General features: G+C 55.3%; 28 protein-coding genes and 1 pseudogene. 12 read left to right on the forward strand and 17 right to left on the reverse strand.

Annotated elements, in window-relative coordinates:
• Positions 1 to 2: 2 nt before the first annotated feature.
• The gene (gene gspG, locus AC0J41_RS14010) at positions 3 to 461 is read right to left on the reverse strand and encodes a type II secretion system major pseudopilin GspG (protein ID WP_085610505.1); all 459 of its coding nucleotides are present in this window, start codon (positions 459 to 461) and stop codon (positions 3 to 5) included.
• 146 nt (positions 462 to 607) lie between these two features.
• Between gspG and gspI the strand changes: the two genes are divergently transcribed.
• The 3 genes from gspI to AC0J41_RS14025 all read left to right on the forward strand — a co-directional run bounded on the left by gspI (position 608) and on the right by AC0J41_RS14025 (position 3,312).
• Positions 608 to 985 (forward strand): type II secretion system minor pseudopilin GspI, encoded by a 378-nt coding sequence (gene gspI, locus AC0J41_RS14015; RefSeq protein ID WP_473012739.1) that lies wholly within the window; start codon positions 608 to 610, stop codon positions 983 to 985.
• A 112-nt stretch (positions 986 to 1,097) separates the two neighbouring features.
• Positions 1,098 to 2,381 carry a hypothetical protein gene (locus AC0J41_RS14020; RefSeq protein WP_473012740.1) on the forward strand — a complete coding sequence of 428 codons (1,284 nt, stop codon included), beginning with the start codon at positions 1,098 to 1,100 and terminating at the stop codon, positions 2,379 to 2,381.
• Between the two features lie 652 nt (positions 2,382 to 3,033).
• Positions 3,034 to 3,312 (forward strand): hypothetical protein, encoded by a 279-nt coding sequence (locus AC0J41_RS14025; RefSeq protein WP_473012741.1) that lies wholly within the window; start codon positions 3,034 to 3,036, stop codon positions 3,310 to 3,312.
• Between the two features lie 144 nt (positions 3,313 to 3,456).
• Here the strand turns inward: AC0J41_RS14025 and AC0J41_RS14030 are convergent.
• From AC0J41_RS14030 to AC0J41_RS14040, 3 genes and pseudogenes are all read right to left on the reverse strand, one after another.
• Positions 3,457 to 3,669, reverse strand: a pseudogene (locus AC0J41_RS14030) (DUF6124 family protein); the annotation flags it as partial.
• A gap of 50 nt (positions 3,670 to 3,719) precedes the next feature.
• Positions 3,720 to 4,100: a hypothetical protein gene (locus AC0J41_RS14035; RefSeq protein ID WP_473012742.1), complete on the reverse strand. Its 381-nt coding sequence runs from the start codon at positions 4,098 to 4,100 to the stop codon at positions 3,720 to 3,722.
• Positions 4,100 to 5,425 (reverse strand): hypothetical protein, encoded by a 1,326-nt coding sequence (locus AC0J41_RS14040; RefSeq protein ID WP_473012743.1) that lies wholly within the window; start codon positions 5,423 to 5,425, stop codon positions 4,100 to 4,102. The genes AC0J41_RS14035 and AC0J41_RS14040 overlap by 1 nt, the downstream gene beginning before the upstream one ends.
• Before the next feature lie 231 nt (positions 5,426 to 5,656).
• Between AC0J41_RS14040 and AC0J41_RS14045 the strand changes: the two genes are divergently transcribed.
• The 3 genes from AC0J41_RS14045 (at position 5,657) to AC0J41_RS14055 (ending at position 7,394) form a co-directional block, all read left to right on the forward strand.
• Positions 5,657 to 6,070 carry a hypothetical protein gene (locus AC0J41_RS14045; protein ID WP_473012744.1) on the forward strand — a complete coding sequence of 138 codons (414 nt, stop codon included), beginning with the start codon at positions 5,657 to 5,659 and terminating at the stop codon, positions 6,068 to 6,070.
• A gap of 123 nt (positions 6,071 to 6,193) precedes the next feature.
• Positions 6,194 to 6,535 (forward strand): hypothetical protein, encoded by a 342-nt coding sequence (locus tag AC0J41_RS14050; RefSeq protein WP_473012745.1) that lies wholly within the window; start codon positions 6,194 to 6,196, stop codon positions 6,533 to 6,535.
• Positions 6,536 to 7,031: 496 nt separating this feature from the next.
• Positions 7,032 to 7,394 carry a DUF6124 family protein gene (locus AC0J41_RS14055; RefSeq protein WP_473012746.1) on the forward strand — a complete coding sequence of 121 codons (363 nt, stop codon included), beginning with the start codon at positions 7,032 to 7,034 and terminating at the stop codon, positions 7,392 to 7,394.
• Positions 7,395 to 7,480: 86 nt separating this feature from the next.
• Here AC0J41_RS14055 and AC0J41_RS14060 read toward each other — a convergent pair whose 3' ends face one another.
• The 6 genes from AC0J41_RS14060 to AC0J41_RS14085 all read right to left on the reverse strand — a co-directional run bounded on the left by AC0J41_RS14060 (position 7,481) and on the right by AC0J41_RS14085 (position 13,162).
• On the reverse strand, positions 7,481 to 7,768 hold the full coding sequence (locus AC0J41_RS14060) for a hypothetical protein (RefSeq protein WP_473012747.1): 288 nt from the start codon (positions 7,766 to 7,768) through the stop codon (positions 7,481 to 7,483).
• Positions 7,769 to 8,365: 597 nt separating this feature from the next.
• A complete protein-coding gene (locus AC0J41_RS14065; protein ID WP_473012748.1) occupies positions 8,366 to 9,190 on the reverse strand; it encodes a hypothetical protein in 825 nt (274 codons plus the stop codon).
• A 205-nt stretch (positions 9,191 to 9,395) separates the two neighbouring features.
• Entirely contained in the window at positions 9,396 to 9,626 is a 231-nt protein-coding gene (locus AC0J41_RS14070; RefSeq protein WP_473012749.1) for a DUF7706 family protein, read from the reverse strand.
• Positions 9,627 to 9,703: 77 nt separating this feature from the next.
• A complete protein-coding gene (locus AC0J41_RS14075) occupies positions 9,704 to 9,949 on the reverse strand; it encodes a hypothetical protein (RefSeq protein WP_473012750.1) in 246 nt (81 codons plus the stop codon).
• A 187-nt stretch (positions 9,950 to 10,136) separates the two neighbouring features.
• The gene (locus AC0J41_RS14080; protein ID WP_473012751.1) at positions 10,137 to 12,560 is read right to left on the reverse strand and encodes an AAA family ATPase; all 2,424 of its coding nucleotides are present in this window, start codon (positions 12,558 to 12,560) and stop codon (positions 10,137 to 10,139) included.
• 170 nt (positions 12,561 to 12,730) lie between these two features.
• Complete coding sequence (locus AC0J41_RS14085) at positions 12,731 to 13,162, reverse strand: type II secretion system protein N (protein ID WP_210710836.1); 432 nt, start codon at positions 13,160 to 13,162, stop codon at positions 12,731 to 12,733.
• A gap of 133 nt (positions 13,163 to 13,295) precedes the next feature.
• Between AC0J41_RS14085 and gspH the strand changes: the two genes are divergently transcribed.
• Together gspH and AC0J41_RS14095 are read left to right on the forward strand one after the other, a co-directional pair.
• On the forward strand, positions 13,296 to 13,748 hold the full coding sequence (gene gspH, locus AC0J41_RS14090; RefSeq protein WP_473012752.1) for a type II secretion system minor pseudopilin GspH: 453 nt from the start codon (positions 13,296 to 13,298) through the stop codon (positions 13,746 to 13,748).
• Positions 13,745 to 14,353, forward strand: coding sequence for a prepilin-type N-terminal cleavage/methylation domain-containing protein (locus AC0J41_RS14095; RefSeq protein WP_473012753.1), 609 nt, complete (start codon positions 13,745 to 13,747; stop codon positions 14,351 to 14,353). Before gspH ends, AC0J41_RS14095 begins: the two co-directional genes overlap by 4 nt.
• A gap of 157 nt (positions 14,354 to 14,510) precedes the next feature.
• Here the strand turns inward: AC0J41_RS14095 and AC0J41_RS14100 are convergent, their stop codons facing one another.
• From AC0J41_RS14100 to AC0J41_RS14110, 3 genes are read right to left on the reverse strand one after another with little or no spacing between them, the layout of a single operon-like run.
• On the reverse strand, positions 14,511 to 15,449 hold the full coding sequence (locus AC0J41_RS14100; protein ID WP_473016004.1) for a FecR family protein: 939 nt from the start codon (positions 15,447 to 15,449) through the stop codon (positions 14,511 to 14,513).
• Between the two features lie 45 nt (positions 15,450 to 15,494).
• A complete protein-coding gene (locus tag AC0J41_RS14105) occupies positions 15,495 to 16,046 on the reverse strand; it encodes an RNA polymerase sigma factor (RefSeq protein ID WP_011334580.1) in 552 nt (183 codons plus the stop codon).
• Positions 16,043 to 16,789, reverse strand: coding sequence for an STN domain-containing protein (locus AC0J41_RS14110; RefSeq protein ID WP_473012754.1), 747 nt, complete (start codon positions 16,787 to 16,789; stop codon positions 16,043 to 16,045). The genes AC0J41_RS14105 and AC0J41_RS14110 overlap by 4 nt, the downstream gene beginning before the upstream one ends.
• A gap of 123 nt (positions 16,790 to 16,912) precedes the next feature.
• Here AC0J41_RS14110 and AC0J41_RS14115 point away from each other — a divergent pair, with 123 nt between their 5' ends.
• Positions 16,913 to 17,227 carry a hypothetical protein gene (locus AC0J41_RS14115; protein WP_273539868.1) on the forward strand — a complete coding sequence of 105 codons (315 nt, stop codon included), beginning with the start codon at positions 16,913 to 16,915 and terminating at the stop codon, positions 17,225 to 17,227.
• 300 nt (positions 17,228 to 17,527) lie between these two features.
• On the opposite strand, the gene AC0J41_RS14120 is transcribed toward AC0J41_RS14115, so the two are convergent.
• Together AC0J41_RS14120 and AC0J41_RS14125 are read right to left on the reverse strand one after the other, a co-directional pair.
• Entirely contained in the window at positions 17,528 to 18,454 is a 927-nt protein-coding gene (locus tag AC0J41_RS14120) for an NADP-dependent oxidoreductase (protein WP_473012755.1), read from the reverse strand.
• A gap of 36 nt (positions 18,455 to 18,490) precedes the next feature.
• Positions 18,491 to 18,928, reverse strand: coding sequence for a DoxX family protein (locus tag AC0J41_RS14125; RefSeq protein ID WP_473012756.1), 438 nt, complete (start codon positions 18,926 to 18,928; stop codon positions 18,491 to 18,493).
• 178 nt (positions 18,929 to 19,106) lie between these two features.
• Between AC0J41_RS14125 and AC0J41_RS14130 the strand changes: the two genes are divergently transcribed.
• Both AC0J41_RS14130 and AC0J41_RS14135 read left to right on the forward strand, forming a co-directional pair.
• The gene (locus AC0J41_RS14130; protein WP_025109820.1) at positions 19,107 to 20,018 is read left to right on the forward strand and encodes a LysR family transcriptional regulator; all 912 of its coding nucleotides are present in this window, start codon (positions 19,107 to 19,109) and stop codon (positions 20,016 to 20,018) included.
• Positions 20,019 to 20,398: 380 nt separating this feature from the next.
• Entirely contained in the window at positions 20,399 to 20,680 is a 282-nt protein-coding gene (locus AC0J41_RS14135) for a hypothetical protein (RefSeq protein ID WP_473012757.1), read from the forward strand.
• Between the two features lie 107 nt (positions 20,681 to 20,787).
• Here AC0J41_RS14135 and AC0J41_RS14140 read toward each other — a convergent pair whose 3' ends face one another.
• Together AC0J41_RS14140 and AC0J41_RS14145 are read right to left on the reverse strand one after the other, a co-directional pair.
• Positions 20,788 to 20,958 carry a hypothetical protein gene (locus AC0J41_RS14140; protein WP_473012758.1) on the reverse strand — a complete coding sequence of 57 codons (171 nt, stop codon included), beginning with the start codon at positions 20,956 to 20,958 and terminating at the stop codon, positions 20,788 to 20,790.
• Between the two features lie 77 nt (positions 20,959 to 21,035).
• Positions 21,036 to 23,240, reverse strand: a complete 2,205-nt coding sequence (locus AC0J41_RS14145; RefSeq protein WP_473012759.1) for an OsmC domain/YcaO domain-containing protein — start codon at positions 23,238 to 23,240, stop codon at positions 21,036 to 21,038.
• A 237-nt stretch (positions 23,241 to 23,477) separates the two neighbouring features.
• On the opposite strand from AC0J41_RS14145, the gene proP reads away from it, so the two are divergent.
• Complete coding sequence (gene proP / locus AC0J41_RS14150; RefSeq protein ID WP_025109817.1) at positions 23,478 to 24,980, forward strand: glycine betaine/L-proline transporter ProP; 1,503 nt, start codon at positions 23,478 to 23,480, stop codon at positions 24,978 to 24,980.
• The last annotated feature ends 27 nt before the right edge of the window (positions 24,981 to 25,007 follow it).

The raw sequence follows: 25,007 nt of genomic DNA on the forward strand, positions 1-25,007 counted from the left end.
CCTTACAACTGCCAGGAACCGATGTCGGCATTCACGCCATCGCCGTCAGGCTGGCCGTCGGCGCCGAGGGAAAAGATGTCGATCTCGCCGTTGGCACCGGGATTGAGGTACTGATAAGGACGACCCCACGGGTCATTCGGCAGGCGCTCCAGGTACGAGCGCCAGTTGGTGTTCTTCGCATCGGCCGGCCGCTCCACCAGCACTTTCAGACCCTGACTCTGGCTCGGGTAAGTGCCGTGATCGAGGCGATACAGCTTCAGCGCCTGCATCAACCCGCCAATGTCCTGCTTCGCCGCCGTGGCCCGCGCCTGATCCGGCCGGTCGAGCACCTTGGGCACCACCATCGCCGCCAGAATCCCGAGAATCACCACGACCACCATGATCTCGATCAGCGTGAAACCCTGCTGCCCACGGGGCATCCGGCTCGGTCGACTGGGCTGTTTGAACTGCGCGATATCCATCTCGTCATTCCCTGGCTTGATTCGATTCGACGCGCAGTGTTGCAAGAAGATATGTCAGGGATGTTGAAAATCCTCGGGTGTTTTCGTCGTCAAGCCGTCAAGCACGGGCGTTAGCGTCAAGGGCTGCCCGACTGCCCGAGCCCCCGATGCGCACCCCCTCCCCGCAAGCCGGATTCACCCTGATTGAAGTGCTCGTCGCGCTGGCGATCATCGCCGTCGCCATGTCCGCCGCCGTGCGCGTGGCGGGGTTGATGACGCAGAGCAGCGGGATACTGCGGGATCGCTCGATTGCGATGATTGCGGCGCAGAGTCGGATGGCTGAACTTCGATTGGAAGGGAGATTGCCGATGGGGGTTAAGGCGATGGAGTGTGATCAGGGGCGGTTGTTGTTGCGGTGTGAGCAGGTGATTGGGGGGGCGGAGAATGGGCGGTTGTTGAAGGTGGGGGTGCAGGTGTTTGATCGTAGCCAGGAGGCGCCGGCGTTGGCTAGGCTGGAGACGTTGTTGAGCAGACCGCAGGACTAAGGCCTATGGCGATTTGCCTGTCTAATCGATTTCCTGAGGGCCTGTTTTCTGAAAGTATGCAGACCTCCGTTTTCCGTGTCTTATCGACACCTTTTGGATCAGGACGACCCTCATGGATTTTGATCACAACCTGCCTCAACCTGGAGACATCCTGCTACTGAGAGGAAAGAGCCTGTTTACCAAGCCGAATATGGTGGTTCAATCGATCACACGGTTACAAAAATCAAGCTATTCACATGTCGCCATTGTTACCGGGCAGAACATGATCATGGATGCAATGCCAGGCATTGGCATAACCCTGCGTCAATGGGATGAGGTGAGTCATTCCTACGACGTCGCCAATTCGTTGTTGGTCAGGCATAGAACCGCTGACCCGTTGTCGACTCAGGATCTGGTTCGACAAGCAAATTACTACTACGGCCAGAAGTACAAACTAATTGCCTTAATAGGAAATGAACCGAAATTTTCAGATAACAAAGGAATTGTGTGTTCACAGTTCGTCGCGCAGGTATACCAGGACTGCAATCTACGTTGCTCAAAAAAGCCATGCCGTAAAACTCTCCCAACAGATATCCATACCTTTGTCACGTCAAACCCAGAGTGGATTCAACGTCCGCTCTCTGAAGTCGAAATTGGACTGAGCCATTACACTGATGAGATCAGCCATTCCATGGCATATTCGACTCACCAGTTGGATAACTATGTCGCCGCTTCTGTTAAGCAGGCGTTTGATTTCAGCCGGATGTTTCATAAATTAACTGCGCACATTGCGGATCTGACTGACACGGTCAGCTTCACGGATGGTAGTTTGATCCCCGTTACCCTAAGGATGGCCACTTCCTCCAAGACCGACATCTCCATCGAATATCTCACTGCCTCATGGCGCCAATATTTTCTCGAGCCAAAAGCCAAGGCCACATTCCTTCATGAGGATGGTCCGGCTGCTGACAAGCAGGTAACTGTTTTTATTAAAGTATGTGAAATTGTAAAGCAGCACAATAATGCAGCAGATGACGCATTGAACCAGCTGCAACTTTTAATGAGCACATTTGAAGAACTAGCAAAATCTCTGCCTCCCGACCCTACTGAAATCGTAACTCGCACCTGGATGGCTAACCATCATGAGTTCAGGAGAAATGCTCAGCACCAAATAGCCATTCTGGACTGGATCTTCATATCCAACCCAAACAATATTGATTCCGCCAAGAATTTTGATTTCCAGACACTTATGGAGGAATACGGTAAAAACCCGAAACCCGACTACAAGGAAGCGGTAGATACACTCTCTATCATTGCCAACTATTGTCTGCTTTGCGATTGCTGGATAAAGCAGCGACCACACTATGAACAAATAATGAACGCTCACCATGCTGCGGATGATCTGACTAAGCAGTAGATCCTCATTTTTGATAAGAATCGAAATAAAACCTAAGCGATCAGCGGAAACGCCAAGGCGATTGGGTGGAGCAGAGCGCACGGTCGCCAAGTGGTTGGCGCCCCGTAAAAGCGACTATAGAGTTTCGAGAAAGGCATTCGATGCCTGAACATGATACCGACGCTGGCAAGCTTCTTGGTGTGCTACAAATCAGCTGGAGGAACTGTCAAATCAGGGCCCCGATCCTCCAGCTCCTCCCAATGTATTGCACCGGTACAAGCTTTGCGTTTGCCGACAGCTCGCAAGCGGCAAACGACAAGCACGTGCCCGCAGGCATCGCCGTCGCTGAGCCCTTGCTGGATCCACACCAGCGATAGATATGAATACAGTGGTGTCGAGCGCGAACTGGCTGCGCGCAATATCCTGGAGGTCGATACCTGCTCTTTTGATCGCTCGCGCTGCATTCTTTTCTATTGAAAGAGAGACGCCTGCTTGCGGCAAAATTTTTTGTTTTTATATTTCGAATAACTATAAAAAATGTCATTTCTAACAGGTCAATTAACACACAAAGAAAGCTACATTACTTAAAGGCTTTATAGCTTTATTGCAAAAAACCCACCTTAGAGCTTTATCGCCTTTATTAAAAACCAACCTAGCTATCAAGGAGCTTTCCATGAAAAATAATATCCCACCACCATCTAATGAGAAAAACCTCAAGAAGCGAACCTTGGTATTTTGCTCAATCTTTCTCTCTTTTTTTGTTTCCGCAGTAGTTCAGGCAGGAGAATATGTCTGTACGTTCAAAACTACAGCTCCCAGCTACAATCCTGTCGAGACCGTTACCGCCTCCTCTGAGAATGAAGCAAAAATACTTGCACTTAATAATAATTCACCTACATTTAAAAACAATGTAAGAGGTATATCTTGCGTGCTGAAACCATCAGATTCGTAAACGCACAAGATGTGAGCGGGGCTGTTGCTATGAGATCTACGGTAACCAAAGTAGCCTCAACCCTGCCCTTGATGAATACCATAACCTGGACGAAGGGTTTTATCCCCGATGAGGGCGCAAAAGCGCCCCAAGGCTCCGCCATCGTTAAACCTGCAATTCTAGATTATCCAACGCCTGATTCACCGCCAGTTCCCCCAACATCACCACCTGCGCAATACCCGACACCGTGTGGAGATAAGGCGTATCATGCAGTCCGGCAAAATCACCGAGCATCACATTGGCCGAAGCCATGGATTTGCGGGCATTGGCCAGCAGGGACTCGGTGGAGGTATGTGGCGCGACCATAAACATCGTGCTGGCGAAACGACGGAGGTGGCAGCTGTACGGACCATCAAACAAACCTGCTCCTACAAAAAACCTCTGTATTTCCCATAAAGCCAAAGCAGCGTCGTCCCGCCGCACACGAAATAGCCGACATGAAACGGACACGTAGCCCAGAACTTGAGTCCTCTGGGAAGGCGTTGAACGGCGTCGATCAGCAACGGTTCCTGCCGCCGGATACTCTTGGATGTAATCAACCTGCTGACAGCGGCCATTCGACGAGATCTCCAGTGAAAACCCCCACCTGAAGAACGCCAGTCCGTGGTCAGGTAAAGCCACTCATCAAAGTGGTTTTCCAGAGCGTCGAGTTTTGTGTAAACGGCGTAGAAAATCATTGCGCAGTTGATCACGCCCATCAGGATCAGGACCCCACATGCCCAGGCGAATACTGTGCTGGTGATTTCCATTAATCGGAATACTCATGAATTTCTCGCCCCAATAACTCTCCTAGATCCGTCATCTTTGTTCCTGTCTCCACGGCCCCTGCCGCACCGACCACAAGTACACACACAAGTTTTCCCATTCCTTTCAACTTCGCACATACCGCCGAACCTACTTTCTCGCCGAAATATCCACCAGCAAGAGCTCCTGCGGTACCGCCGACCATTTTCCCCCCTTCGACAAACCTCACTTGCCTGCATTCCGCCTCGCGGTCGGACGCGCATACCTCGTAGATTTTTGAGCTGGACGCGCCCAGTTGCAGACCTATGCCGAGATAGCCACCTCCCTTCATGAACTTCGCTGCTCTGGCAACGCCCGCAATGTTGGTTGCATATCCGGGCAGTTGTGCCGGTGCGCCTGCTTTGCCCCACCGGTGAACAATTCGGCGGCTGGACAATCCCAGTGCACGTTTGAGTTTTGGATGATCTGGCAAGCCGGTGCCTTTGCGTACCAGCGGTCCAAGGCTGGCATCCAGTTTCGCCATCAGACGTTTGCGTTTGGCAAAGAACTCCGGGGCATGCAGATGGCGATGTTGGGTGTATTGCTGCTGATGCAGTTGCTCCAACTCTTTGAGAGTGCTTTTCAATCCTTCCAGATGATGGCCGATCATGAATGACGCCACGCCTAATGTGCCCGCCGACACCTCGAGAAACGGCTCAATAACCTCATGATGCTCAACCATGAATGAAGCTTCTTCATCCGAGAGATCTTTCAACGCCTCGTTCACCTTCTCCGCAGCCGCCATCATCTGTGCTTCTTCGCGCCGGCACATGTAGTTGCGTGAGTCGCTGAACAAGACCATTTGCCCAGGCTTGACCTGCTCACCGAGATGTCGATTGAGTGAGCGGAATTCGCGACGCAGTGAGTCGCCGGGCCTGACTTCATACAACTCCCGCTCAAGCGCTTCGAGCGTCATGGGTTTCTGAACAATGTGAAAACCCGACTCAGCGGGTTGCGGCAAGGTGTAGGCGTGGTCCTCCACCAGATGTTGTGCGGGAGGTGGCTCTGGTTTGGGGGTGAAGGCGTTCCAGGAGGCGCCGCCGTTGTCTGTAGCCATGCGTGGCTTCACCAGTGCCCATTCACCGTTACGCACAGCATCGATGAATTTTCGTTCATTCGCGCCGTGCATGTAGTTCGAACGATGCAGGCCCATGGCGTTTAACAGGTCGTCGAATCCGGGCAACTCGTCCGGGCGATTCAATGCCTGTCGGAAGTCTTCCATGGCTTGGTAGGAATCGAGGATCTGGTCGCGCTGACCATGTAGATCGCTTCGCGGGATGAGTCTGGTCACGTCCGTGTCCCGTTCTGAAAACGGGGGACTTTGGCGAACGGACTCAGGTTTGAATGCAGGATGGATCGGTGTTCGTTGTAGGGGAAATCCGGATTTCTGGCTTGCGTATTCCGGGCTCAAATCATCAGTGTTTTATGGCGGCTGACATTGTCAGATTTGTTGAGCGCAGCTTTTGCCTCAGGCATCCTGCACGAAGGATGGGTACATGGACGTCAGCAGAAGGAATTTCAGATGAAGGCCCCGATCTTCTTGCTCCTCGCAATGTATTGCACGGGTACAAGCATGGCGTTTGCCGACGGCTCGCAAGCGACAAATGACAAGCACGGGCCAGCAGGCATCGTCGTCAATGAGCCCTTGGTGACGGCCAGGTTCAAGTTGATCAAACAAGGATGGAAGCCAACCCGGATGCACACCAGCGATGGCTACGAATACAGCGGTGTCGAGCGCGAGCTGGCTGCACGCAATTTCCTGGAACTCGATACCTGCTCTTTAGATAGCTCGCGTTGCATCCTGTTCTATTCAAAGAAAGGCGCCTGCTTGCGCGTCGACACCATGGGTGAACAGTTCAAAGACATGGCGGTTGCGCGATGGGCTGATGAATGTCCGGATGCGCCTTCAGCGCCAGATAGCGGCGACGCGGGTTAAGAAACAAAGGGGACTGAATGAAATAATTCAGTCCCCTTTTCCCATTGCCGTTGAGCTCCTGCGCAACGTGCGAACCGCTGATCGGCGGCGACTTAAAAACTGCAGTTGGAAAAGCATCAAAAAATGAAACTAAAAATATTAACCATCAGCCTTTTAGGATGCGTCAGTTTATTTTCTAGCGCAGCAGACCTTCCTATCAAAGAGGGAATGCCATTTTCGAAAGCCCGCAAAGCTTTGATCAAAAATGGCTGGGAGCCGAATCCGACCTACTCAGGGGAGTTCGGGGTTGAAAGCGTCATCCAAAGAAAAGGCTTCAATGAAATCGAGTCATGCACGGAGGGCGTCCGTTACTGCAGCTTCAACTACATCAAGAACGGAGATTGTTTAGGTGTAGGAACGGTCGGCGAAGAGGTCAAAGACATGAAGATTTATTCCTGGAACTTCAAATGTCCTGAAAAGGATTGAAGCCAGAAACCTGTTCCCTTTTTGCGGTCGTTCAGGTCGATGTATGACGCCAGCCAGCCCGATCAGTCCCCTCTCCCTCCGGACAGTCCGACGTATCGGGAGGGCCAGAGTGATAGTCGCTTTTGACCCACCCGTTTAACCGACTTCTTTAACTCCGTTTAAAGACACTCATCGTTACTTCCTCAAGGCTACAACGTCTTGCGTCATTGCCTACAACTACGCCAGAATCCGCCGGCTTGTGCGCCCAGGGTACGGGTTTTATCGTTTCCGGGTCACTGAAAAACAGTGATCGGGTTTGGTAGCCCGCACATGAGAGTTGCACAGCATCACCATTCGCGGCGTCGTTTCGTCTCGGCTTTATGGTGGTCATGCACAGGGCACCTTCGGGTGCGCCGGGTTCCTCATGTGCCGGTCTACCAACCTGAGCATGGCCGCCACCTTCGTTTGGTAGCGAAATTGGATGGCCTCCCTTTTTGAAGCATGAGGAGTTACATCTATGATCAAACCAACACCCAACCCACCAGAAACCGACCCGGTTTCCCCCTACCAATTCCCCGATTCCCGAACCCTGAACGAAGCCGCCGAACGCGCCCTCGACCACTACCTCACCCCACAACAACGCATCATGGGCAGTCAAACCAAGCACGATCCCATGTTCCTGGCCAACCCCGCCTACAACAGCGAATCCCTCCTGGCCAACGCCAGCGAATCCCTCGACTCCGCCAGCGAAATGCTCAACAACTTCGCCGCGATCCTGGAACCCGCCCACCGCAAGACAGCGCTGGGGATTGCGCAGGTGGTTATGGTTGCGGGGTTGGCTGTGAATCAGGCGTTGGATCATGTCGAGGTGAAGACGTAAGCGGCTGAGCGTTGTAGCTCAATAACCGGAAAGAAAATGGCCGAGGTTGTCAGGTGTGACTGACGATCTCGGCCAAATGAGCATTTCTATTTTTTGCGGCACATCTCGACGTCATCCTGAGTCTTCAAGTCTGTGTCGATTCCTAAGCGATACCTGCAGTAATAAATAATCTGCCCCCGCTCCTCTGCTGTCAGGCGCGCTACTTTCCTGATCTCTCCATCGTTCGCGTGGATGTTGTAGAACTTCACCTGAAACGTTGGATGCTTCTTGATGAAGACGATGGTCTCGATATCCCCGTCCTCGAGGGCTTCGTAATAGCCGACATAGAACATTGTCATTACGGCGAGGGTCGATGCAATTAGAAGCTTTTTCATTCCTTTAGTGCCGGTGGTGGAGACTGATGCGTTTTTTAGCATGAAAGGAGACGGATATATTTTATGAAAACAAATCAGATCCCATCGTTGTCATTTTTTTCGACCCCTATTTTTCCTAAGACTAACATTCGATAAAGCCTGCTAAGCGCATTACGTCGATCACATTTTCAAGCCTGACAGTAAACTCCCCGGAATTTGTTTCTTTTGCGCCAGGAACTCTACAAAGGATTTCCTCACGCGAAAATTTTTGGAGCCGGAGGCATGGTTTACGAAAGTAGAACAACATCCACCTCTGGTTCGGAATGAATGCAAAATCGCAGTCGTTGCCACGCAAGAAGCGGAAGTCCTTGATGTGTCCATGCGAGCTTGGAAAGATTTCATAGCCTTTCAGCGTTGATGCCCATCCAATCATGTACAAGAATGCGTGTTTAACCTCTGGAGTACACAAGATCTCGTAGTACTTCCGGAAAAGCTCACTATTCTCAACTCCGCGTAGCATCTCGCAAACCCCCAGTAATTGGGCCATTCAATTCAAAGAGAATCGATTAACTTTCATACTATAAATCAGCCTTCGCCTTTTCAAGGTGGGACAGACTATTAGTCCGCGTATCCAGCTTGAGTTGCTATCTCTTCAAACTCGGCCTTCAGTGCATCCAAACGAACTCTAGATCCATTATCCGCACCATTAGTTTTTAAGTACTCTTCAATAAACCGAACCTCCATCTGTACAAGTCTAACTCGAAGCTCAGCCAATGCATTGTTCACCCCTAAATTCAATAGCTCCCAATTATGATTGGCGAGAAAAAACAACTCGCTATTAAAATCTTCAGCAGAAAAGCCCTCCAAGTCGATGCGCGCTATTAATTTCGGGATTTCGATCTGCAACTGATTATCTGCTGTTTCGATGGCGACTGAATGTTCGCACAACCTTTTTATAAGAGCGTATGCCTCTTGCGCAAGACTCGAGTAGGCGCTATTAACATCAATTGGAATAGCAAGATCACTGACTAAATGATTCGCCCGATGCACGCGATCAATTTTTCGCCAGTAACCTTCCATTTCATGCATAACTTTAAACAACAAAGATTCATCGATCTTGAAAGAACTGTGCGTATGACTCGCCTCGTGGCGCAATTTGAACTCGAACAATCTGGAGGACGGGTAGAGGAGAACGTCGTTAGTCTCGACATGGTGCGGATAACACATAATAATTAAATTATCATAGTGCCTACGTTGCTCGTCGCTCTGCTTAGAGTTATAGCGCTCCCCTCCTATTTCTGCGGCTTCAATATGGCAAACCTGAGCAACGAGCTGATTTTTTTCATTTACAAGGTGTGCTGTACAACCGGGAAAAGCACATCTATTTCCTGAGCGCGCAAACAGAGCACGCCACGTTTTAGTCTCTACCGAAAGCCTAGGCATTGAACCTCCTCTTCTACAGCATAACAAGCTGCAAACAATTCTCTTTTGGGGCATCACCGCAACCCCATTTAAACGGACCGATATATTTTAATAAAAAATAATCAGTCCACTCTTTCGAGACCGTCCGCCTCTCAACCAAATTAGGGACTAATTTATTTTCTGGATCTCTTTTTTCCTGTTGATCCAACCCCACTCAGTCGATGACTCACCACGGCGCTACACCGGCAGTAACGAAGAAGCTCCGGAGCTTTGCAAGCCCTTCCGTCATCAGGTGTGCATCATCGTCGCTGACGGCTTTGGAACGACAATCTTCCAGATTCAAACTCCTGACTAATCGGGCCAAAGCGTAGGCTTCGGCTCGCTCAAATTCGGCATATACCGTCTCCCCGGTTCGTGGATTGTCGGCAGTTATAATAAGATCCGGGTTATCGCTCATATGGCTTCCTCTGCGTTGTCCTAGAGACCGGAATTTCCTTGATGGCCCGGCGAACCGGGCCGAATGGGCAGAACCCTTTACGATTTGGCCCAAGCCAATACCGGCTCTTCATATACCAACAAGTGCCCGCGCTCGGCGATCAGCTCCTCAGCAGCCAAGCGGCACTGAGCCTTCAGCTCATACAAAGTGATGCCATGCATCTCGGCAACACCGGGTGCGACCTTGGCAGCATCGCCACCATCCCGCAGCTTGAGAAACAGCAAGTGATGCAGGGGTAGATCTTCAAATGGTTTTTTTGGTGCGCTCGTTTCGGTATCAGTCATATCAAGTAGCTCCTGGCTCGGTCGCTGAATAGCGCCCTTCTCTACTAACCTTGCCCCGGTTTTAGGCCAGGACTTTGGATGTTTCCGCGTTAACTACATTTCGTCTTCAATCAGGGTGACGTTACCGCCTAGCGACTAAAGTGGGGTTGATTTATTTACAGAACTTAAACCAACCCCAATTTATATATCAAGTAACTCGTTCGGACTCGCCAATACTCTTCAAGAGGGCGTTATACTGGACAGAATCAGCGGCATATATCTTATCCAGCACGTAGTTCGCCACCTTGGCAATTTCCGGAATTTCTACTGGTTTAAAACTTCTATCAGGAACAGCTTCCAAGTGAGAGAACTCATTATTAAGACGATTAACGAGAGCAATAGCGGTATCTTCCTCCTCTCCAAAAAATTTTTTTATCCGTTCAAAAGCATCATTTCTGTCGTCATGGTAGGGATATTTAAAGAAAAGAAATGCCTCAAGGAATTTTCGCAAATTATTTCCAAACCCAAAAAATGGTTCATGGCTAATTTGTGCAGCAGCCTGGTCTTTGCACTTATAGATTTGATGAAACAGGTAGTGAAACTCAGTTATGTAGTCTTTGAGATAAGAGGGCATAAGCAAAATATTGCTCAGCGCCCCGTTGCGCTCTATCATAAAGTGCTCGTGATCGTAAGCATTTTTGGTCTTACCTTCACCCGCAGGTATTTTCTTCGTTGGTATGGATAGGCGCTTGAGGTATTTCAAAAAATCCAAATTATGTGTTGAAATGAAAAGTTGCTGATAACGGTAACCATTTGAACCATCGGATTTCTTAAATGGTTTCGCGATCAGACTCTCAATCAGACTGAACATAAAAAATATATGATTGCTATCTAGACTTGAAATTGGGTCATCAATATATATTATTAGTTCTTTATCTTTACTTTCTGGACCATCTAACTTGGCAATAAAATAGCAAAAGGCAATCAAACTACATTCACCTTCGCTCAAATTATACGCAGCCTTTCCGTCTCGTGTTATCTCAAACTTAACAGTTGCCTTGTCTGCACTATCACGAGGCTCAAGCTTAAGGCCATCATGTCCGAAGAAATTATTGAGCAGAGAGTTAACTCGATCGGCTCCTTTGCGCTCGTCTTTCTGCTTAGATCTTAACGTTAGGACTTCAGCCTCGGAGTTACGAATTTCATTCTCTGCGTTCGCATATTTCGTACTGGCAGCATCAGCGCTATATTTTAGCTTTGCTATGCGGGCAGATTCCGATTCATAGGTAATAGTGTCAGCAAACGTAAAAACGTCAGCCAGTCGAAGCGCATTTCTGGCAGCTGCCTTGTCGTTCTCTAAAGTTTTTGTCTTGCCATTGTTTTTCGAAATCAAGTTATTGATGGCATCCACATGCTTCTGAATTTCTTCAGAATCATGCAATGACGGTGGAAGTTTGACCGCGTGAAACAAGTTACTTTTCCGTGCCTCTAGCGCTTCCCTTAGCGCTTCCGTGTCTTTTTTGTACATACCCAGTGCGTCGGTAAGCGCCTTGTAACTAGTATCAAAGCCTGAGCGTTCCTCAGTATAAAACTGATCATTTCTCAGCGAAACAAATCCAGCGACGGCCGCAATTTCGCCATTAACTGAGTTGATAGCATTATCTAGAGCGACTTCAAGATCACCAGACTCCTTGCTGAAATGCTCATCTAGCCTCTGCCAAATGTCATTAGGCAAACTCTGCCGGCAGAAGGCACAGACTTCGCGTTTATCGCGGTGATGGGTGATACCTTGCTTAACCCATAGCTGCAATACACTGTCGTTCAGTAATTCTTGAATGGGCCTGGTTGGCGTAATAGTTTTGGATAGGATTGGCTCTGCTTGGCCTATTAATGAATCAAACTTTAGCGCTATGGCAAACGTGTCCGTTATGTCAGGTAAAGCTTCTTGCTTGAGTAGTGCGAGTCTGTCGGCCTTTTCCTGAAGCGTCAGCGAGACAAAGCCAACCTCTCTGGAGGCGGCAATGTCTCGCTTGATGTGGTCGATGTTGTACACGGGAACGCCGTATTGCAGGTTCTTCTTGATTTTGTCGGCGGCATGCGAACGCAGTTTTCCTTCCAGCGCGGTGAAGGCAGTATTGTGTTCGGATTTAGTTCGATCGCGCTCTTTCCTCGTTGCCTCAAGGTCAAAGCGGAGGCCAGCCTTCGCCTCTACGCTTCCAAGTTTTGCCTCGATTGAAGCAATAGCCTCGTCAATCTCTTTGTTCTTCTCACCGACTATGGCGAAAGTCTTAATTTCACCGCCATCCTGATTAACCAAGAAGCTGAGGTTATCAGTCACGAAATCGCGGTTGTAGACTCTCACATCATAGTTGTGTGTCAGTAGGCTTGAGCAGGTGACGGCGCCCTTGTCGCCCGTTATGGTGAAGGATGAGTCGACATAGTTAGGAGGGAGTTTGTGTGTCTCCAGTGCGCGAAACACTCGAGAAAGGGTGGTCTTCCCCGAGTAGTTCCGTCCATAGAGGATATTCAGACGCTGAAAAGTCTTAACGTTTTTTCCGCTATCTCTAACCGTTTTCTTCCAATCTAGGCCTGAAAAGCTGCCGAAACTCACGATATCTATCTGATCGATCATTTATCCATTCCTACCATGGTGGATTTAGATCGCCCCCAGTCTAGTAGGTGTTTCGAACCTCTGCTTCTCGCCAAGCCCTACCTCGCGGTAGGCGAATGCTGATGGCCACGTTCAATTGCTTGTGTTCTGGGCGTCTGTTGTCACGGGGGCAAGCTCCTAAGAACCTCAATTCACGGCCTAACCAACCTAGGCATCTCCACCCCCTCCCCCAACCTCTCCACCTCCAACCTCACCCTCTCCCCACCCTGCTCAATCACCACCCCATCCCCCTCCACCGCCACCAACTTCACCCCAGGACTCACCCGCTCCCCCTGCAAAAAACTCCTCGGCGGCCCATCGTTCAAACTCAAAATCGCCACCGCCCCCCGACTCCCCGCCATCACGCCACTCACCTTGATCTCCACCGGCGCCGTGCGGTTGGAAAACCACTGCAATGCGGGGTTATCGCTACGCGCCGCGAGCAGTTGCGGGGTGGCGGCCGGGGTGTGGGATTCGGCGGTGGTCAGGAGCAGGGATGACCAGGTGGCGATGCCGACCAGGGCGGCCAACAGTGCGGCGGCCTGGATGATTTGGGGGGGTGAAAAGCGTGCGGTGAATCTCATGGGCTGAATCTCCTTTTAGTCCCGGTGACCAGACTACGCGGCAATTCTCACGGTTTTATTTCACACGCCTTACATGTTGGCCGTGCAGGATGGTTTTTTGGGACGGGGCTGGACGCAAGGGAGTGCGCATTCGATGAACCGGTGCAGGCAGCAGGGTTTTACGCTGATCGAGTTGATGGTGGTGCTGGTGATCATCGGCATCGCCAGTGCGGCGATCAGTCTGAGTATCAAGCCCGATCCGTTGCAGTTGCTGCGCAAGGATGCCGAGCGCGTGGCGCAGTTGCTGCAGACTGCTCAGGCTGAGGCGCGTGCGGATGGCCGGCCGATTGCGTGGTTGAGCGATGGCAAGGGGTTTCGGTTCAGTCGGCGCAGTGACAGTGGCAAGGGGTTTGATCATTTCGATCGGGACCCGCAGTTGCGGCCGCGTCCCTGGCAGAGTCCGAAGCTGGAGGTGCGGGTGGAGCCAAAGCAGAAGGTGGTGCTCAACGCGGAGTGGATCAATCCGCCGCTGCAGTTGACGCTGTCTGACGGGCTCAATCGGTTGAGTGTGCTGCGCGATGCCTCGGGCCGGATTAGCGTGCAATGAACAGACAACAAGGTTTTACGCTGATCGAGGTGATGGTCGCGATTTTGTTGATGGCGGTGGTCAGTCTGATTGCCTGGAAGGGGCTGGACAGTGTCACGCGCGCCGACAGTCATTTGCAGGCCAGTGGTGAGCAGAGCGACAGCCTGTTGCGGGCGTTGAATCAGATGCAGCGGGATGTGGAAATGCGCGCCGGGATCGAGCTGACGGAGCCGAAGAAGGTCGGCACCGAGGATGAACCGGCGACGGCGACGCCTGCGCTTACGGTGCGCAGCAGTGACAGCAAGGGGTTTCGGCTGGACATCATTCGTAGCGCGGCGGATCAGCCGGGGGCTTTGCAGCGGGTGCGCTGGTGGCTCAAGGGGGACACGTTGTATCGCGCGGTGGCGCCGGCGCGGAGTCGGTATCCGTTGCCGGCGCCTACGGCGGGGGTGGCGGTTTTGGGTGAGGTGAGTGATTTGCAGGTGCGGGTTTGGGAGATGGATAAGGGGTGGCGGCAGTTGAGCGGGAATCGGCGGGAGGATCCGTTGGGGTTGGAGGTGCGGTTGACTCGGGAGACACCGCAAGGGGTGGAGAAGTATCGGCAGGTGATGGGGCCGTTGGAGTAAGCCCTGTCACCTCGATACCTTTGCGGGAGCGGCGGTGCGACGATTCGACTTGCTCGCGAAAGCGGTGGATCAGCTGCGAATATATTGACTGACACGACGCTTTCGCGAGCAAGCCCGCTCCCACAGGGTTTTGGGGTGTTTGTGAGTGTTGTGTTAGTTAGCTGAGGACTACGACGCCGCCCGGTAGTTCGGTGCATTTGACGCCGTAGGCATCGCGGATCAGCGCGCCTACGCCGGCCAGTTGGTCGAGGCTGAAACGCGCCTGGACTCTGCGCTGGCCGAGTTCGCGGTTGAGCAGCAGCAACATGCCTGGGCGGTAGCGGTTGATCTCGTCGATCATCTGGCTGAGGGTCGCGCCGTTGAACACCAGCATTTGCTGGCGCCAGTTGGTTACCGCCGCCGTGTCGACGCTTTGCACCGTGCCAACCTGTTGCGCGTCATAGGTCAGTTGCTGGCCCGGTTCCAGGCGCAGGCTGCGGCCTTCGACTTCCACATCCACCGCGCCATCAAGGCACGTCACGCACACCTGTTGATCGAGGTTACGCAGGTTGAACCGCGCCCTGCTCGCCCGCAGCCATCCGCCACCCGCCTGCATCGCCATCGGCAGCCGCGCGGTCTGTACTTCGACTTCGCCGCTGACCAGTTCAAAACCCTGCACGCCCTCATCCACCGAGCGCTGGTTGATGCGGGTCTGGGTGTTCAATTCCAGGCTCAAACCATCGGCCGGTTCGACGCGGCGTTGCTGGCCGACTTCGGTGATGTAATCCGCACCGAGCCCGGAGAACCCGCCCGGGATCGTGCCGCGTACCAGTAGAAACGCGGCCGAAGCAGCAATCGCGCCGCCAAGAAAGGCCCGGCGTCCAAACCGGCGTGGCGCCTGCGTCGCTTCGGCCGCCGGTTGCAGCAGGTGCCACAACGCCTTGCACTCTTCAAAGGCGCGGGCGTGTTCGGGGCTTTGCGCGCACCACTGGCGCAGCGCTCGGGCGTCGGCGACCGTGGCGCGGCCGGAGGTCAGCAGGATCAGCCAGTCGCGGGCTTCGCTTTGCAGACGCTCGGTAGGCGTGGGCTCGGCAGGTGTCAGACGGAAGATGTTCAAACGCACAGGTACTCGACGGGTTGATCGGGACACTAAATCGGAGCTTCATTCACTAGACGGTTTTCCGGCCCCGCGACCGAACCGCTGAAACACTTTTCTTTCCAGTTTGGCCGCGCAGTGTCCGAGGGCGGCCTTGATTTCCTTCTCGACCATGCGCGTGGAGATGCCGAAACGCTGGGAGATTTCCAGGTGCGGCGCTTCTTCCAGGCGTGCGGCGATGAAGATCCGGCGGCGCCGGGCCGGCAGCTCGTAGAGAGCGCTGAGCAGGGACTGGATTTCCTTTTGGCCGCCGACCACGCGCATCGGGTCCAGCGCTTCGTCGCTGACTTGCAGCAGCTCTTCGACTTCGCTACCGGTGAGCAGCCGCGCATCGGCCTGGCGGCGGTCGGCGGCGATGTTCAGGGCCATGCGATAGAGGTAAGCGTTGGGCCGCAGCAGGTTCGGCGGCGCTTCCATGCGGTCGACCCGCAGGTAGGTTTCGTGCAGCACGTCGTTGGCCAGGTCCTCCGAGCCGAGACGGCGTCGCAGACGCACCCGAAAGTCCTCGTAGGACGTCAGGAACAGCTGGACCATCGAACTTTGTCCGGCGTCTTTCATCCCCCGGAAACTCCTTCCCATTGTGTGCATTCCATGCGCTTTCCTGACGATTCGGGTAACAACAGCAAGGTGACTGGCTGGCGCAATGCGCCGGGTGTCGGCCGGTCGATTTTGAGCGTGTGAAAACTGTCTACCAGCGCTGCATCGCGCCGAACATCGCCGGTCGAGGTGACCAACCGGTTGTGCTGCACCACGCCGTCGCGTCCGATCCACAACTGCAACACCGCGCGAAAACTGCCGGGCCGGGTCAGCGGCGAGCGGCACAGGTTGCGTTCGATGGCCGCCTGCACCGCCGTGGCGTAACTGCGGTTGACTGCTGCGCTGGCGGGGGTCGCTTTCTCCGTCGGCAACGGCACTTCCTCGACCTGCGCCACTTGCAAGGTGAACGCGTCGTCGCGGCTGTACTTGGCCATCAACCCGCTGCCGCCGAGCATCCGGCGCAACGCTTCGGCGGCGGTGAATTCGCCATCCACCGCCAACGAGCGTCGACCGCGACTCAACTGACTGTCGACCAGCACCGCCATGCCGGTGGCGCGGCTGAACTGGTCGAGGGCGCGGGCCAGTTCCTGGGCCGGGATGTGCAAGGTCATGCGCATTGACGCCGGCATCGGGTCGGCGCTGGCGCGGTTCAGAAACAAGCCAAGCAGCAGCCCCAGACAGAGCTGGCGCACGAGCGCTGAGCGCACAACATCCTCCCTGGCACGGCCTCGCTGCACGGCTGATGTATCCCTGAAAACCGTCATCCTGAGGGCTGTTTATGAATCTGGTGTGACGGCCACTGCAAAAAAACCATCACGGGATCGGCGCCGTCGTTGCACTAGACTCTTGAGCTAGAGCGGCTCCTTCGGGCCGGCCAGGAGGCACACATGAAATCACTGTGGACATTGGCGCTGAGCGGGCTGTTGTTGACGCTGTCGGGCGGCGTGCATGCCGAGCAGGCAGTGGGTTGCGTCGAGGTGACCGTCGGCGGTTACAAGGCGCCGAATTACGATTGCCTGAGCCAGCAGATGGGCAACAACCCCGATGGCGCGGCGGCTGCGCAGAAGAATCAGGAAGCGATGAATGTGCCGGTCAACAAGCGACCGCCGAATCAGGTGGGACTGGCGACGCCGGCGGCCACGGCGACGCGGATGGGCAATACCTTCGGCACATCGGTGAAACCGCAGCGGCCACCGAACTGACTGACCTACTGTGGGAGCGAGCCTGCTCGCGAAAGCGGTGTGTCAGGCGATGATGATACCGACTGCGTTGGCCCCTTCGCGAGCAGGCTCACTCCTACAGGCTTATGTGCTGAACTCAGGATTGGCGGTTGGCCAGGATACTTTGGTGAATTCAGGGTTGGCGGCTGCCGGAGATCCAATGTGGGAGCGGGCTTGCTCGCGAAAACGGTGGGCCAGTCAACGCGAGTCGGCTGATAAGGCCCCTTCGCGAGCAGGCTCGCTCCCACAGGGTTTTGTGATGAGCGCAGGTTGGCGACTGGCTCAGATCCTTGTGGGATCAAGGACCAACCGGCCACGGCCACGTCGACTCTGGCTTTTCTCGACCGCACGTTGCGCCTCGCTCAGCGGGAACACTTCGACATCAACCGTGAGATGGCCGCGGTCGAACAGTTCGGCGATCAGCGCCAACTGCGCACCATCGGAGCGAGTGGCAAAGTTGATCGGGGTCACGCCGTAATCGTTGGCCAGGGTCATGCTCGGCGCACTAACCGGCGAGACCAGCAGCCCCCCGCGTTTCAACACGCGGAACGAGCGGTTCTGGGTGTCGCCGCCGACCAGGTCGAGCACTACGTCGACGTCGGACACCCGTTCCTCGAATGCCTGAGTGGTGTAGTCGATGACGTCATCAGCACCAAGTTGCTTCAAGTAAGCGTGGTTGCTGGCCGATGCCGTGGCGATGACTTCGGCACCCAGGTATTTGGCGATCTGCACCGCCATGCTGCCCACGCCACCGGCAGCAGCGTGGATCAGCACTTTCTGCCGACGCTGAACGCCGGCGTGCTCGGTCAACGCCTGCCATGCAGTGAGCGCGGTGGCGGGTACGGCGCCCGCCTTCAAGGCGCTGAGCGATTGCGGTTTCAGCGCCAGTTTGGCCACCGGGGCCACGGCTTTGCTGGCGTAGCCACCGACGATGTTGATGAAGCCGAACACTTCATCGCCGATCTTGAACTCGGTCACGCCGGGGCCGGTAGCGGTCACCTTGCCGGACACTTCAACGCCCGGGGTAAATGGCAACTGCAGCGGGATGAACGCTTTCATCGCGCCGGACAACACCTTCCAGTCGATCGGGTTGACCCCTGCCCCGGCGACTTCGATCAACACTTCACCGGCGCCGGCCACAGGGTCGGCGACCTCTTCCAGTTGCAGCACTTCGGGGTTGCCGTATTCGTACACGCGGATGGCTTTCATGGGAGACCTCGATCGGTTGGAGTGGATAGCGCGTGATCAGTGACGACGAGCGTCAAGGCTGAAACGACCGGCGCCGAACGCGACCACTTGCAACAGGCCACCGGCCATGGCGATGTTCTTGAAGAAGTGGATGAACTGGTTCTGATCGCCCAGCGCACTGTGGAACGCCAGCGCGGTAACCACGCTGAACACGGCCAGCACAGCAGCAACGGTGCGGGTGCGGTAGCCGGCGATCAGCGCCAGGCCGCCACCGATTTCAACGACGATTGCCAAAGCCAGCGCCAGTTGTGGCAATGGCAGGCCGACAGAGCTGATGTAGCCGATCATCATCGCCGGGGCCGCCAGTTTGGAGAAACCGGAGAGGATGAAGATGGTGCTGAGCAAGAGGCGGCCGATCAAGGAGGCCGAGGCCTGGGTGACGTCGGAGCGGTTTTGTTCTGTGGTGGCTTGAGCGATGTTTGCGGTAGTGGTCATGGCGGTATTTCCTTTGAATTTGGGGCGATCCGAGATGAATCGTCCAGGTGAGGAAATGGTGCGCTCGGCCAGCTAATCTGAATAGCCGACTAATTTCGATCATGCTGTTCTATTAAATAGACAAGCTGATGAGCCTCAGCGACGATACCGGTACGCTGGATATGACGAGGAAACAGCCATGATTTCTGACCCGGGCACGCCGACGCTGGATCAACTGCGAGTCTTTCTGACGGTGGTTGAACTGGGCAGTTTTGCCGCTGCGGCGAGGAAACTGCACCGCGCGACGTCGGTGATCAGCTATTCCATTGCCAACCTGGAGCTGCAGTTGGGGGTGACGCTGTTCGATCGTCAGACCACGCGCAAACCGCAACTGACCGAGGCCGGCCGAACGGTGCTGGCTGAAGCCCGGACCATCGCCAACGGCGTGCACGGCTTGCGCGCCAAGGTCAAAGGCTTGTTGCAGGGTCTGGAGGCTGAGGTGCATGTGGTGTTGGACGTGATGCTGCCGCCGCAGCGGGTGGTGGATGCGTTGAAGTCCTTTCGCGAGGCGTTCCCCACGGTCGCCCTGCACTTGCACATGGAGGCGCTGGGGGCGGTGACTGAGCGGGTGATCAATCGAGGCGCGATCATTGGCGTGAGTGGGCCGATGAATGAGGGTATTGAGGCGATAGAGAGAATCGGTGCAGGCAATGTCGAGTTGATTCCAGTGGCAGCGCCGCATCATCCGCTGGCGGCGAGCGAGGCGAATGCCCCCGGCGCCGGGCGTGAGTTTACACAACTGGTGCTATCGGACCGTTCGTTGCTGACCAAGGACCGCGACTTCGCCGTCCTCAGTAATCGGACCTGGCGCCTGGCGGATTTGGGGGCCAAACACATGTTGCTGCGCGAGGGGATTGGCTGGGGGAACATGCCGTTGCCGATGGTCGAGGAAGACCTGCAGTCCGGTCGGTTGGTGCGTTTGAACCTGCCGGAGTATCAGAGCGGAATTTATCCGTTCGACGTTATCTACCGCACCGACCTGCCACCTGGGCCGGCGGCGCGGTGGTTGATCGAGCGATTTGTGCAGCAGAGTGTACGGGGGGATGGGTAAGCACGTTTTCTACAGTACCCACCCCATTCGCGGCTACCCGCTCCTACAGGTTTCTGCGGTGGGCTCAGGGTTGGTGGCTTCCGGAGATCCAATGTGGGAGCGGGCTTGCTCGCGAAGGCAATCTGTCGGTCAAAGTGATGGCGACTGACACGGCCTCTTCGCGAGCTGGCTCACTCCTACAGGTTTCTGTGGTGGGCTCAGGGTTGGTGGCAAGCAGAGATCCATGTGGGAGAGTACGTCAGGTCAGGCAATGAGGAGGGTGACTGACAGCGCATATTGCTTCATTTGCTGCGAGTGGCCCCTTCCTTGTGTCGATTGCCGGATAATGCCAACGCCTGTCAGCGAGGCAATTGAAGCGCCTGACTTAACGAGGACCCCAGATGACCGTAATCACCGCACGCCAATGCTCGTCCTGGCTCCTGCTCACCCTGCTCGCCGCCACCCTGGCGCTGACAGCGGGCTGCTCAAGCAAGCGCTACGCCACCAACGGCTCCAACTGCTACGCCAAAGCGGTTCCCACCTCCGGCGAAGGCGGTTTGGCCTGGGGCGACACATTGAGCATGGCGCGCAAGAAATCGATGAATAACTGCATGCGTTATGCGAGCCGATCCGGAGGTACGCCGAACACCTGCCAAGTGGTGCAGGCGCAATGCAAACGTTGATCACAGCGCGTCGGATCGGTTCACTGAGCAAGCCATTCGATGTTCCGCAAGTGGTGCTCGTTTCGCAAAAGAATGACGGCGACTGACAGGTCCCCTTCGCGAGCAGGTTATCCTGACGTACACACGATCCACTGTGGGAGCGAGCCTGCTCGCGAAAGCGCCGGGGCAGGCAACGATGCCCCGGCAGCATCGTAAAAATCGCCGACACCTTGGTAATCCATCTCAACGTCAGCCACGAGAAAGTTGACCAGCGTCGACTTCACTGCCTTCTCGTCCATCCCTGAATCTCCATGATCCATGAGCGGCAAAACCAACTGCGGCGAGGGGACAGATCCCCTCGCCACGAGGCTTGCTATCAGCGATTCAACCCTGCCGCATTGGCCCGTGCCGCATGCAGTTTCTTATAGCTGTCGATCAGACGCAGGTGACGATCCAGCCCTTCGAGCTTCATGCTGGTCGGCGTCAACCCGTAGAAACGCACGCTGCCGTTGACCGAACCGATCGCCGCATCCATACGCTCGTCGCCGAACATGCGGCGGAAGTTGGCTTCGTAATCGGCCAGTTCCAGATCCTCATCCAGCTCCATTTCCAGGCACACATTCACGGCCTGATAGAACAAGCCGCGTTCGACGGTGTTGTCGTTGTATTGCAGGAAGGCTTCGACCAGGTCTTTGGCCGGTTCGAATTTCTGCAGGGCGAGATAGATCAGCAGACGCAGCTCCAGAATCGTCAATTTGCCCCATGGCGTGTTGTCGTCGAACTCGATGCCGATCAGCGTGGTGATGTCGGTGTAATCGTCCAGCTCACTGTTTTCCAGACCCTGTGCCAGGTTGCGCAGGCCAACCTTGCTCAGACTGTGCAGGTTGAGAATGTCAGCGCGAAATTGCAAAGCCTTGTTGGTGTTGTCCCAGATCAGGTCGTCCACCGGATAGATTTCCGAGTAGTCCGGCACGAGGATCCGGCAAGCGTTGGCACCGAGGTCGTCGTAGACCGCCATGTACGCTTCTTTGCCCATGTCTTCGAGGATGCCGAAGAGGGTTGCGGCTTCTTCGGCATTGGAGTTTTCGCCCTGACCGGAGAAGTCCCACTCGACGAATTCGAAGTCGGCCTTGGCACTGAAGAAACGCCACGACACCACACCACTGGAGTCGATGAAGTGCTCGACGAAGTTGTTAGGCTCGGTCACTGCCTGCCCGGAGAAGGTCGGCTGCGGCAAGTCGTTCAAGCCCTCGAAACTGCGGCCCTGCAGCAACTCGGTCAAGCTGCGTTCCAGGGCTACTTCCAGGCTTGGGTGCGCGCCAAACGAGGCGAACACACCGCCGGTGCGCGGGTTCATGAGGGTCACGCACATCACCGGGAACTCACCGCCCAGCGACGCATCTTTCACCAGTACCGGGAAGCCCTGCTCTTCCAGCCCCTTGATCCCGGCGAGAATGCTCGGGTACTTTTCCAGCACCTCTTGCGGCACGTCCGGCAAGGCCATTTCACCTTCGAGAATCTCGCGTTTGACTGCCCGCTCGAAGATCTCCGACAGGCACTGCACCTGCGCTTCGGCCAGGGTATTGCCGGCGCTCATGCCGTTGCTCAGAAACAGGTTTTCGATCAGGTTGGACGGGAAGTACACCTCCTCGCCATCCGATTGCCGCACGAACGGCAGCGAGCAGATGCCGCGCTGGATGTTGCCGGAGTTGGTGTCGTACAGGTGCGAGCCTTTTAGCTCGCCGTCGCGGTTGTAAATGCCCAGGCAATATTCGTCGAGAATCTCTGACGGCAGTTCGTCTTTCGGGCCGGGCTTGAACCAGCGCTCGTTCGGGTAATGCACGAACTCGGCGGTGGCGATGTCCTCGCCCCAGAACTGGTCGTTGTAGAAGAAGTTACAGTTCAGGCGCTCGATGAACTCGCCCAGAGCCGAGGCCAGCGCGCCCTCTTTTGTCGCGCCCTTGCCGTTGGTGAAGCACATCGGCGAGTGCGCGTCGCGGATGTGCAGCGACCAGACGTTGGGCACGATGTTGCGCCACGAGGCGATTTCGATTTTCATGCCCAGATCGGCGAGAATCCCCGACATGTTGGCGATGGTCTGCTCCAGCGGCAGATCCTTGCCGGCGATGTAAGTGCCTGCCTGCGACGTCGAATGCGGCATCAGCAGCGCCTGCGCATCGGCGTCGAGGTTCTCGACTTCCTCGATCACGAACTCGGGGCCGGTCTGCACGACCTTCTTCACCGTGCAGCGGTCGATCGAACGCAGGATGCCCAGACGATCCTTCTCGGAGATGTCTGCCGGCAATTCGACCTGGATCTTGAAGATCTGGTTGTAGCGGTTTTCCGGGTCGACGATATTGTTCTGCGACAGACGAATATTGTCGGTCGGGATGTTGCGCGTTTCGCAGTACAGCTTCACGAAGTAAGCTGCGCACAAGGCCGACGACGCCAGGAAGTAGTCGAACGGCCCCGGTGCCGAGCCATCGCCCTTGTAGCGGATGGGCTGATCGGCGATCACCGTGAAGTCGTCGAACTTGGCTTCAAGTCGAAGGTTGTCGAGAAAGTTGACCTTGATTTCCATGCGGGTTTACCAGAGAGCAAAAACAATTGGCGGCCATTATCCGGGTTTTCAGCCTGACGTCTTGTGCTTTTGCGTAATGGTGGCCGAGCGGACCGCTGCGCCGCGCCGTGCGTCTGCGAAGCCGGATAACAAAAATGCCATTAGCAGTGAATTATTTCGTGTCTTCTTGTATCTGACGCAAAGAGCCTATGCCAGCAAAACAATGGCATCGAATCCGTTCAGCTATGAGTGACCCGCATGAAATCAAGGAAAAACACCGTCAATCCCATCGGATTGAAAGACATCACCATTGTCGACGACGCCAAGATGCGCAAGGCGATTACCGCCGCCGCACTGGGTAATGCCATGGAGTGGTTTGACTTCGGGGTCTATGGCTTTGTCGCCTACGCGCTGGGCAAGATCTTCTTCCCCGGCGCCGATCCCGGCGTGCAGATGATTGCAGCGTTGGCGACCTTCTCGGTGCCATTTCTGATCCGCCCGCTGGGCGGCCTGTTCTTCGGTGCTCTGGGCGACAAGTACGGGCGCCAGAAAGTCCTGGCCGCGACCATCGTGATCATGTCGCTAAGCACCTTCGCCATCGGCTTGATTCCATCGTATGAATCGATCGGCATCTGGGCGCCGATCCTGTTGTTGCTGGCGAAAATGGCCCAGGGTTTCTCGGTCGGCGGCGAGTATACCGGCGCGTCGATTTTTGTCGCCGAATACGCGCCAGACCGTAAACGCGGCTTCCTCGGCAGTTGGCTGGACTTCGGTTCGATTGCAGGTTTCGTCCTTGGCGCCGGGGTGGTGGTGCTGATTTCGACGATCATCGGCGAAGAGAAATTCCTCGAATGGGGCTGGCGCCTGCCGTTCTTCCTCGCGCTGCCGCTGGGTATGATCGGCCTTTATCTGCGCCATGCGCTGGAAGAGACTCCAGCGTTTCAGCAGCACGTGGAGAAGCTCGAAGAAGGTGATCGCGAAGGCCTGGCCGGCGGCCCGAAAGTGTCGTTCAAAGAAGTCGCGACCAAGCACTGGCGCAGCCTGATGACCTGCATCGGCGTGGTAGCGGTGACCAATGTCACCTATTACATGCTCCTGACCTACATGCCTAGCTACCTGTCGCACAACCTGCACTACAGCGAAAACCGTGGCGTGCTGATCATCATCGCGATCATGGTTGGCATGCTCTTCGTGCAACCGGCGATTGGTTTTATCAGCGACAAGATCGGCCGCAAACCCTTCATCGTTGTCGGTAGCATCGGCCTGTTCCTGCTGGCGATTCCAGCGTTCATGCTGATCAACAGCGGCAAGATCGGCCTGATCTTTTCCGGCCTGCTGATCCTCGCCGTGCTGTTGAACTTCTTTATCGGCGTGATGGCCTCGACCCTGCCGGCGATGTTCCCCACCCACATTCGCTACAGCGCACTGGCCGCCGCCTTCAACGTCTCGGTGCTGATCGCCGGTTTGACGCCGACTGCCGTGGCCTGGCTGGTGGAAAGCACCGACAACCTGTACATGCCGGCCTACTACCTGATGGTGATTGCCGTCGTCGGCCTGATCACCGGCGTGACCATGAAAGAGACCGCCAACAAACCGTTGCGTGGTGCCGCACCGGCAGCCTCGGACCTTGAGGAGGCCAAGGAACTTCTCAAGGAGCACCACGACAACATCGAGCAGAAAATCGAAGATATTGACGCCGAAATCGCCGAACTGGAAGCCAAGCGCAAGGAGTTGGTGCAGCAGCATCCACGCATTAACTGACGTCATGAGGTGGCCGCTCGAGTCGGG

This window comes from Pseudomonas sp. Arb-4-2C (genome assembly GCF_055755015.1).

Excerpts from the sequence above, each read along its gene's own strand:
- gspG (WP_085610505.1), bottom strand. The coding sequence starts at position 461 with ATGGATATCGCGCAGTTCAAACAGCCCAGTCGACCGAGCCGGATGCCC.
- gspI (WP_473012739.1), top strand. The coding sequence starts at position 608 with ATGCGCACCCCCTCCCCGCAAGCCGGATTCACCCTGATTGAAGTGCTC.
- AC0J41_RS14020 (WP_473012740.1), top strand. The coding sequence starts at position 1,098 with ATGGATTTTGATCACAACCTGCCTCAACCTGGAGACATCCTGCTACTG.
- AC0J41_RS14025 (WP_473012741.1), top strand. The coding sequence starts at position 3,034 with ATGAAAAATAATATCCCACCACCATCTAATGAGAAAAACCTCAAGAAG.
- AC0J41_RS14035 (WP_473012742.1), bottom strand. The coding sequence starts at position 4,100 with ATGGAAATCACCAGCACAGTATTCGCCTGGGCATGTGGGGTCCTGATC.
- AC0J41_RS14045 (WP_473012744.1), top strand. The coding sequence starts at position 5,657 with ATGAAGGCCCCGATCTTCTTGCTCCTCGCAATGTATTGCACGGGTACA.
- AC0J41_RS14050 (WP_473012745.1), top strand. The coding sequence starts at position 6,194 with ATGAAACTAAAAATATTAACCATCAGCCTTTTAGGATGCGTCAGTTTA.
- AC0J41_RS14055 (WP_473012746.1), top strand. The coding sequence starts at position 7,032 with ATGATCAAACCAACACCCAACCCACCAGAAACCGACCCGGTTTCCCCC.
- AC0J41_RS14060 (WP_473012747.1), bottom strand. The coding sequence starts at position 7,768 with ATGAAAAAGCTTCTAATTGCATCGACCCTCGCCGTAATGACAATGTTC.
- AC0J41_RS14065 (WP_473012748.1), bottom strand. The coding sequence starts at position 9,190 with ATGCCTAGGCTTTCGGTAGAGACTAAAACGTGGCGTGCTCTGTTTGCG.
- AC0J41_RS14070 (WP_473012749.1), bottom strand. The coding sequence starts at position 9,626 with ATGAGCGATAACCCGGATCTTATTATAACTGCCGACAATCCACGAACC.
- AC0J41_RS14075 (WP_473012750.1), bottom strand. The coding sequence starts at position 9,949 with ATGACTGATACCGAAACGAGCGCACCAAAAAAACCATTTGAAGATCTA.
- AC0J41_RS14080 (WP_473012751.1), bottom strand. The coding sequence starts at position 12,560 with ATGATCGATCAGATAGATATCGTGAGTTTCGGCAGCTTTTCAGGCCTA.
- AC0J41_RS14085 (WP_210710836.1), bottom strand. The coding sequence starts at position 13,162 with ATGAGATTCACCGCACGCTTTTCACCCCCCCAAATCATCCAGGCCGCC.
- gspH (WP_473012752.1), top strand. The coding sequence starts at position 13,296 with ATGAACCGGTGCAGGCAGCAGGGTTTTACGCTGATCGAGTTGATGGTG.
- AC0J41_RS14095 (WP_473012753.1), top strand. The coding sequence starts at position 13,745 with ATGAACAGACAACAAGGTTTTACGCTGATCGAGGTGATGGTCGCGATT.
- AC0J41_RS14105 (WP_011334580.1), bottom strand. The coding sequence starts at position 16,046 with ATGAAAGACGCCGGACAAAGTTCGATGGTCCAGCTGTTCCTGACGTCC.
- AC0J41_RS14110 (WP_473012754.1), bottom strand. The coding sequence starts at position 16,789 with ATGACGGTTTTCAGGGATACATCAGCCGTGCAGCGAGGCCGTGCCAGG.
- AC0J41_RS14115 (WP_273539868.1), top strand. The coding sequence starts at position 16,913 with ATGAAATCACTGTGGACATTGGCGCTGAGCGGGCTGTTGTTGACGCTG.
- AC0J41_RS14120 (WP_473012755.1), bottom strand. The coding sequence starts at position 18,454 with ATGAAAGCCATCCGCGTGTACGAATACGGCAACCCCGAAGTGCTGCAA.
- AC0J41_RS14125 (WP_473012756.1), bottom strand. The coding sequence starts at position 18,928 with ATGACCACTACCGCAAACATCGCTCAAGCCACCACAGAACAAAACCGC.
- AC0J41_RS14130 (WP_025109820.1), top strand. The coding sequence starts at position 19,107 with ATGATTTCTGACCCGGGCACGCCGACGCTGGATCAACTGCGAGTCTTT.
- AC0J41_RS14135 (WP_473012757.1), top strand. The coding sequence starts at position 20,399 with ATGACCGTAATCACCGCACGCCAATGCTCGTCCTGGCTCCTGCTCACC.
- AC0J41_RS14140 (WP_473012758.1), bottom strand. The coding sequence starts at position 20,958 with ATGGACGAGAAGGCAGTGAAGTCGACGCTGGTCAACTTTCTCGTGGCT.
- AC0J41_RS14145 (WP_473012759.1), bottom strand. The coding sequence starts at position 23,240 with ATGGAAATCAAGGTCAACTTTCTCGACAACCTTCGACTTGAAGCCAAG.
- proP (WP_025109817.1), top strand. The coding sequence starts at position 23,478 with ATGAAATCAAGGAAAAACACCGTCAATCCCATCGGATTGAAAGACATC.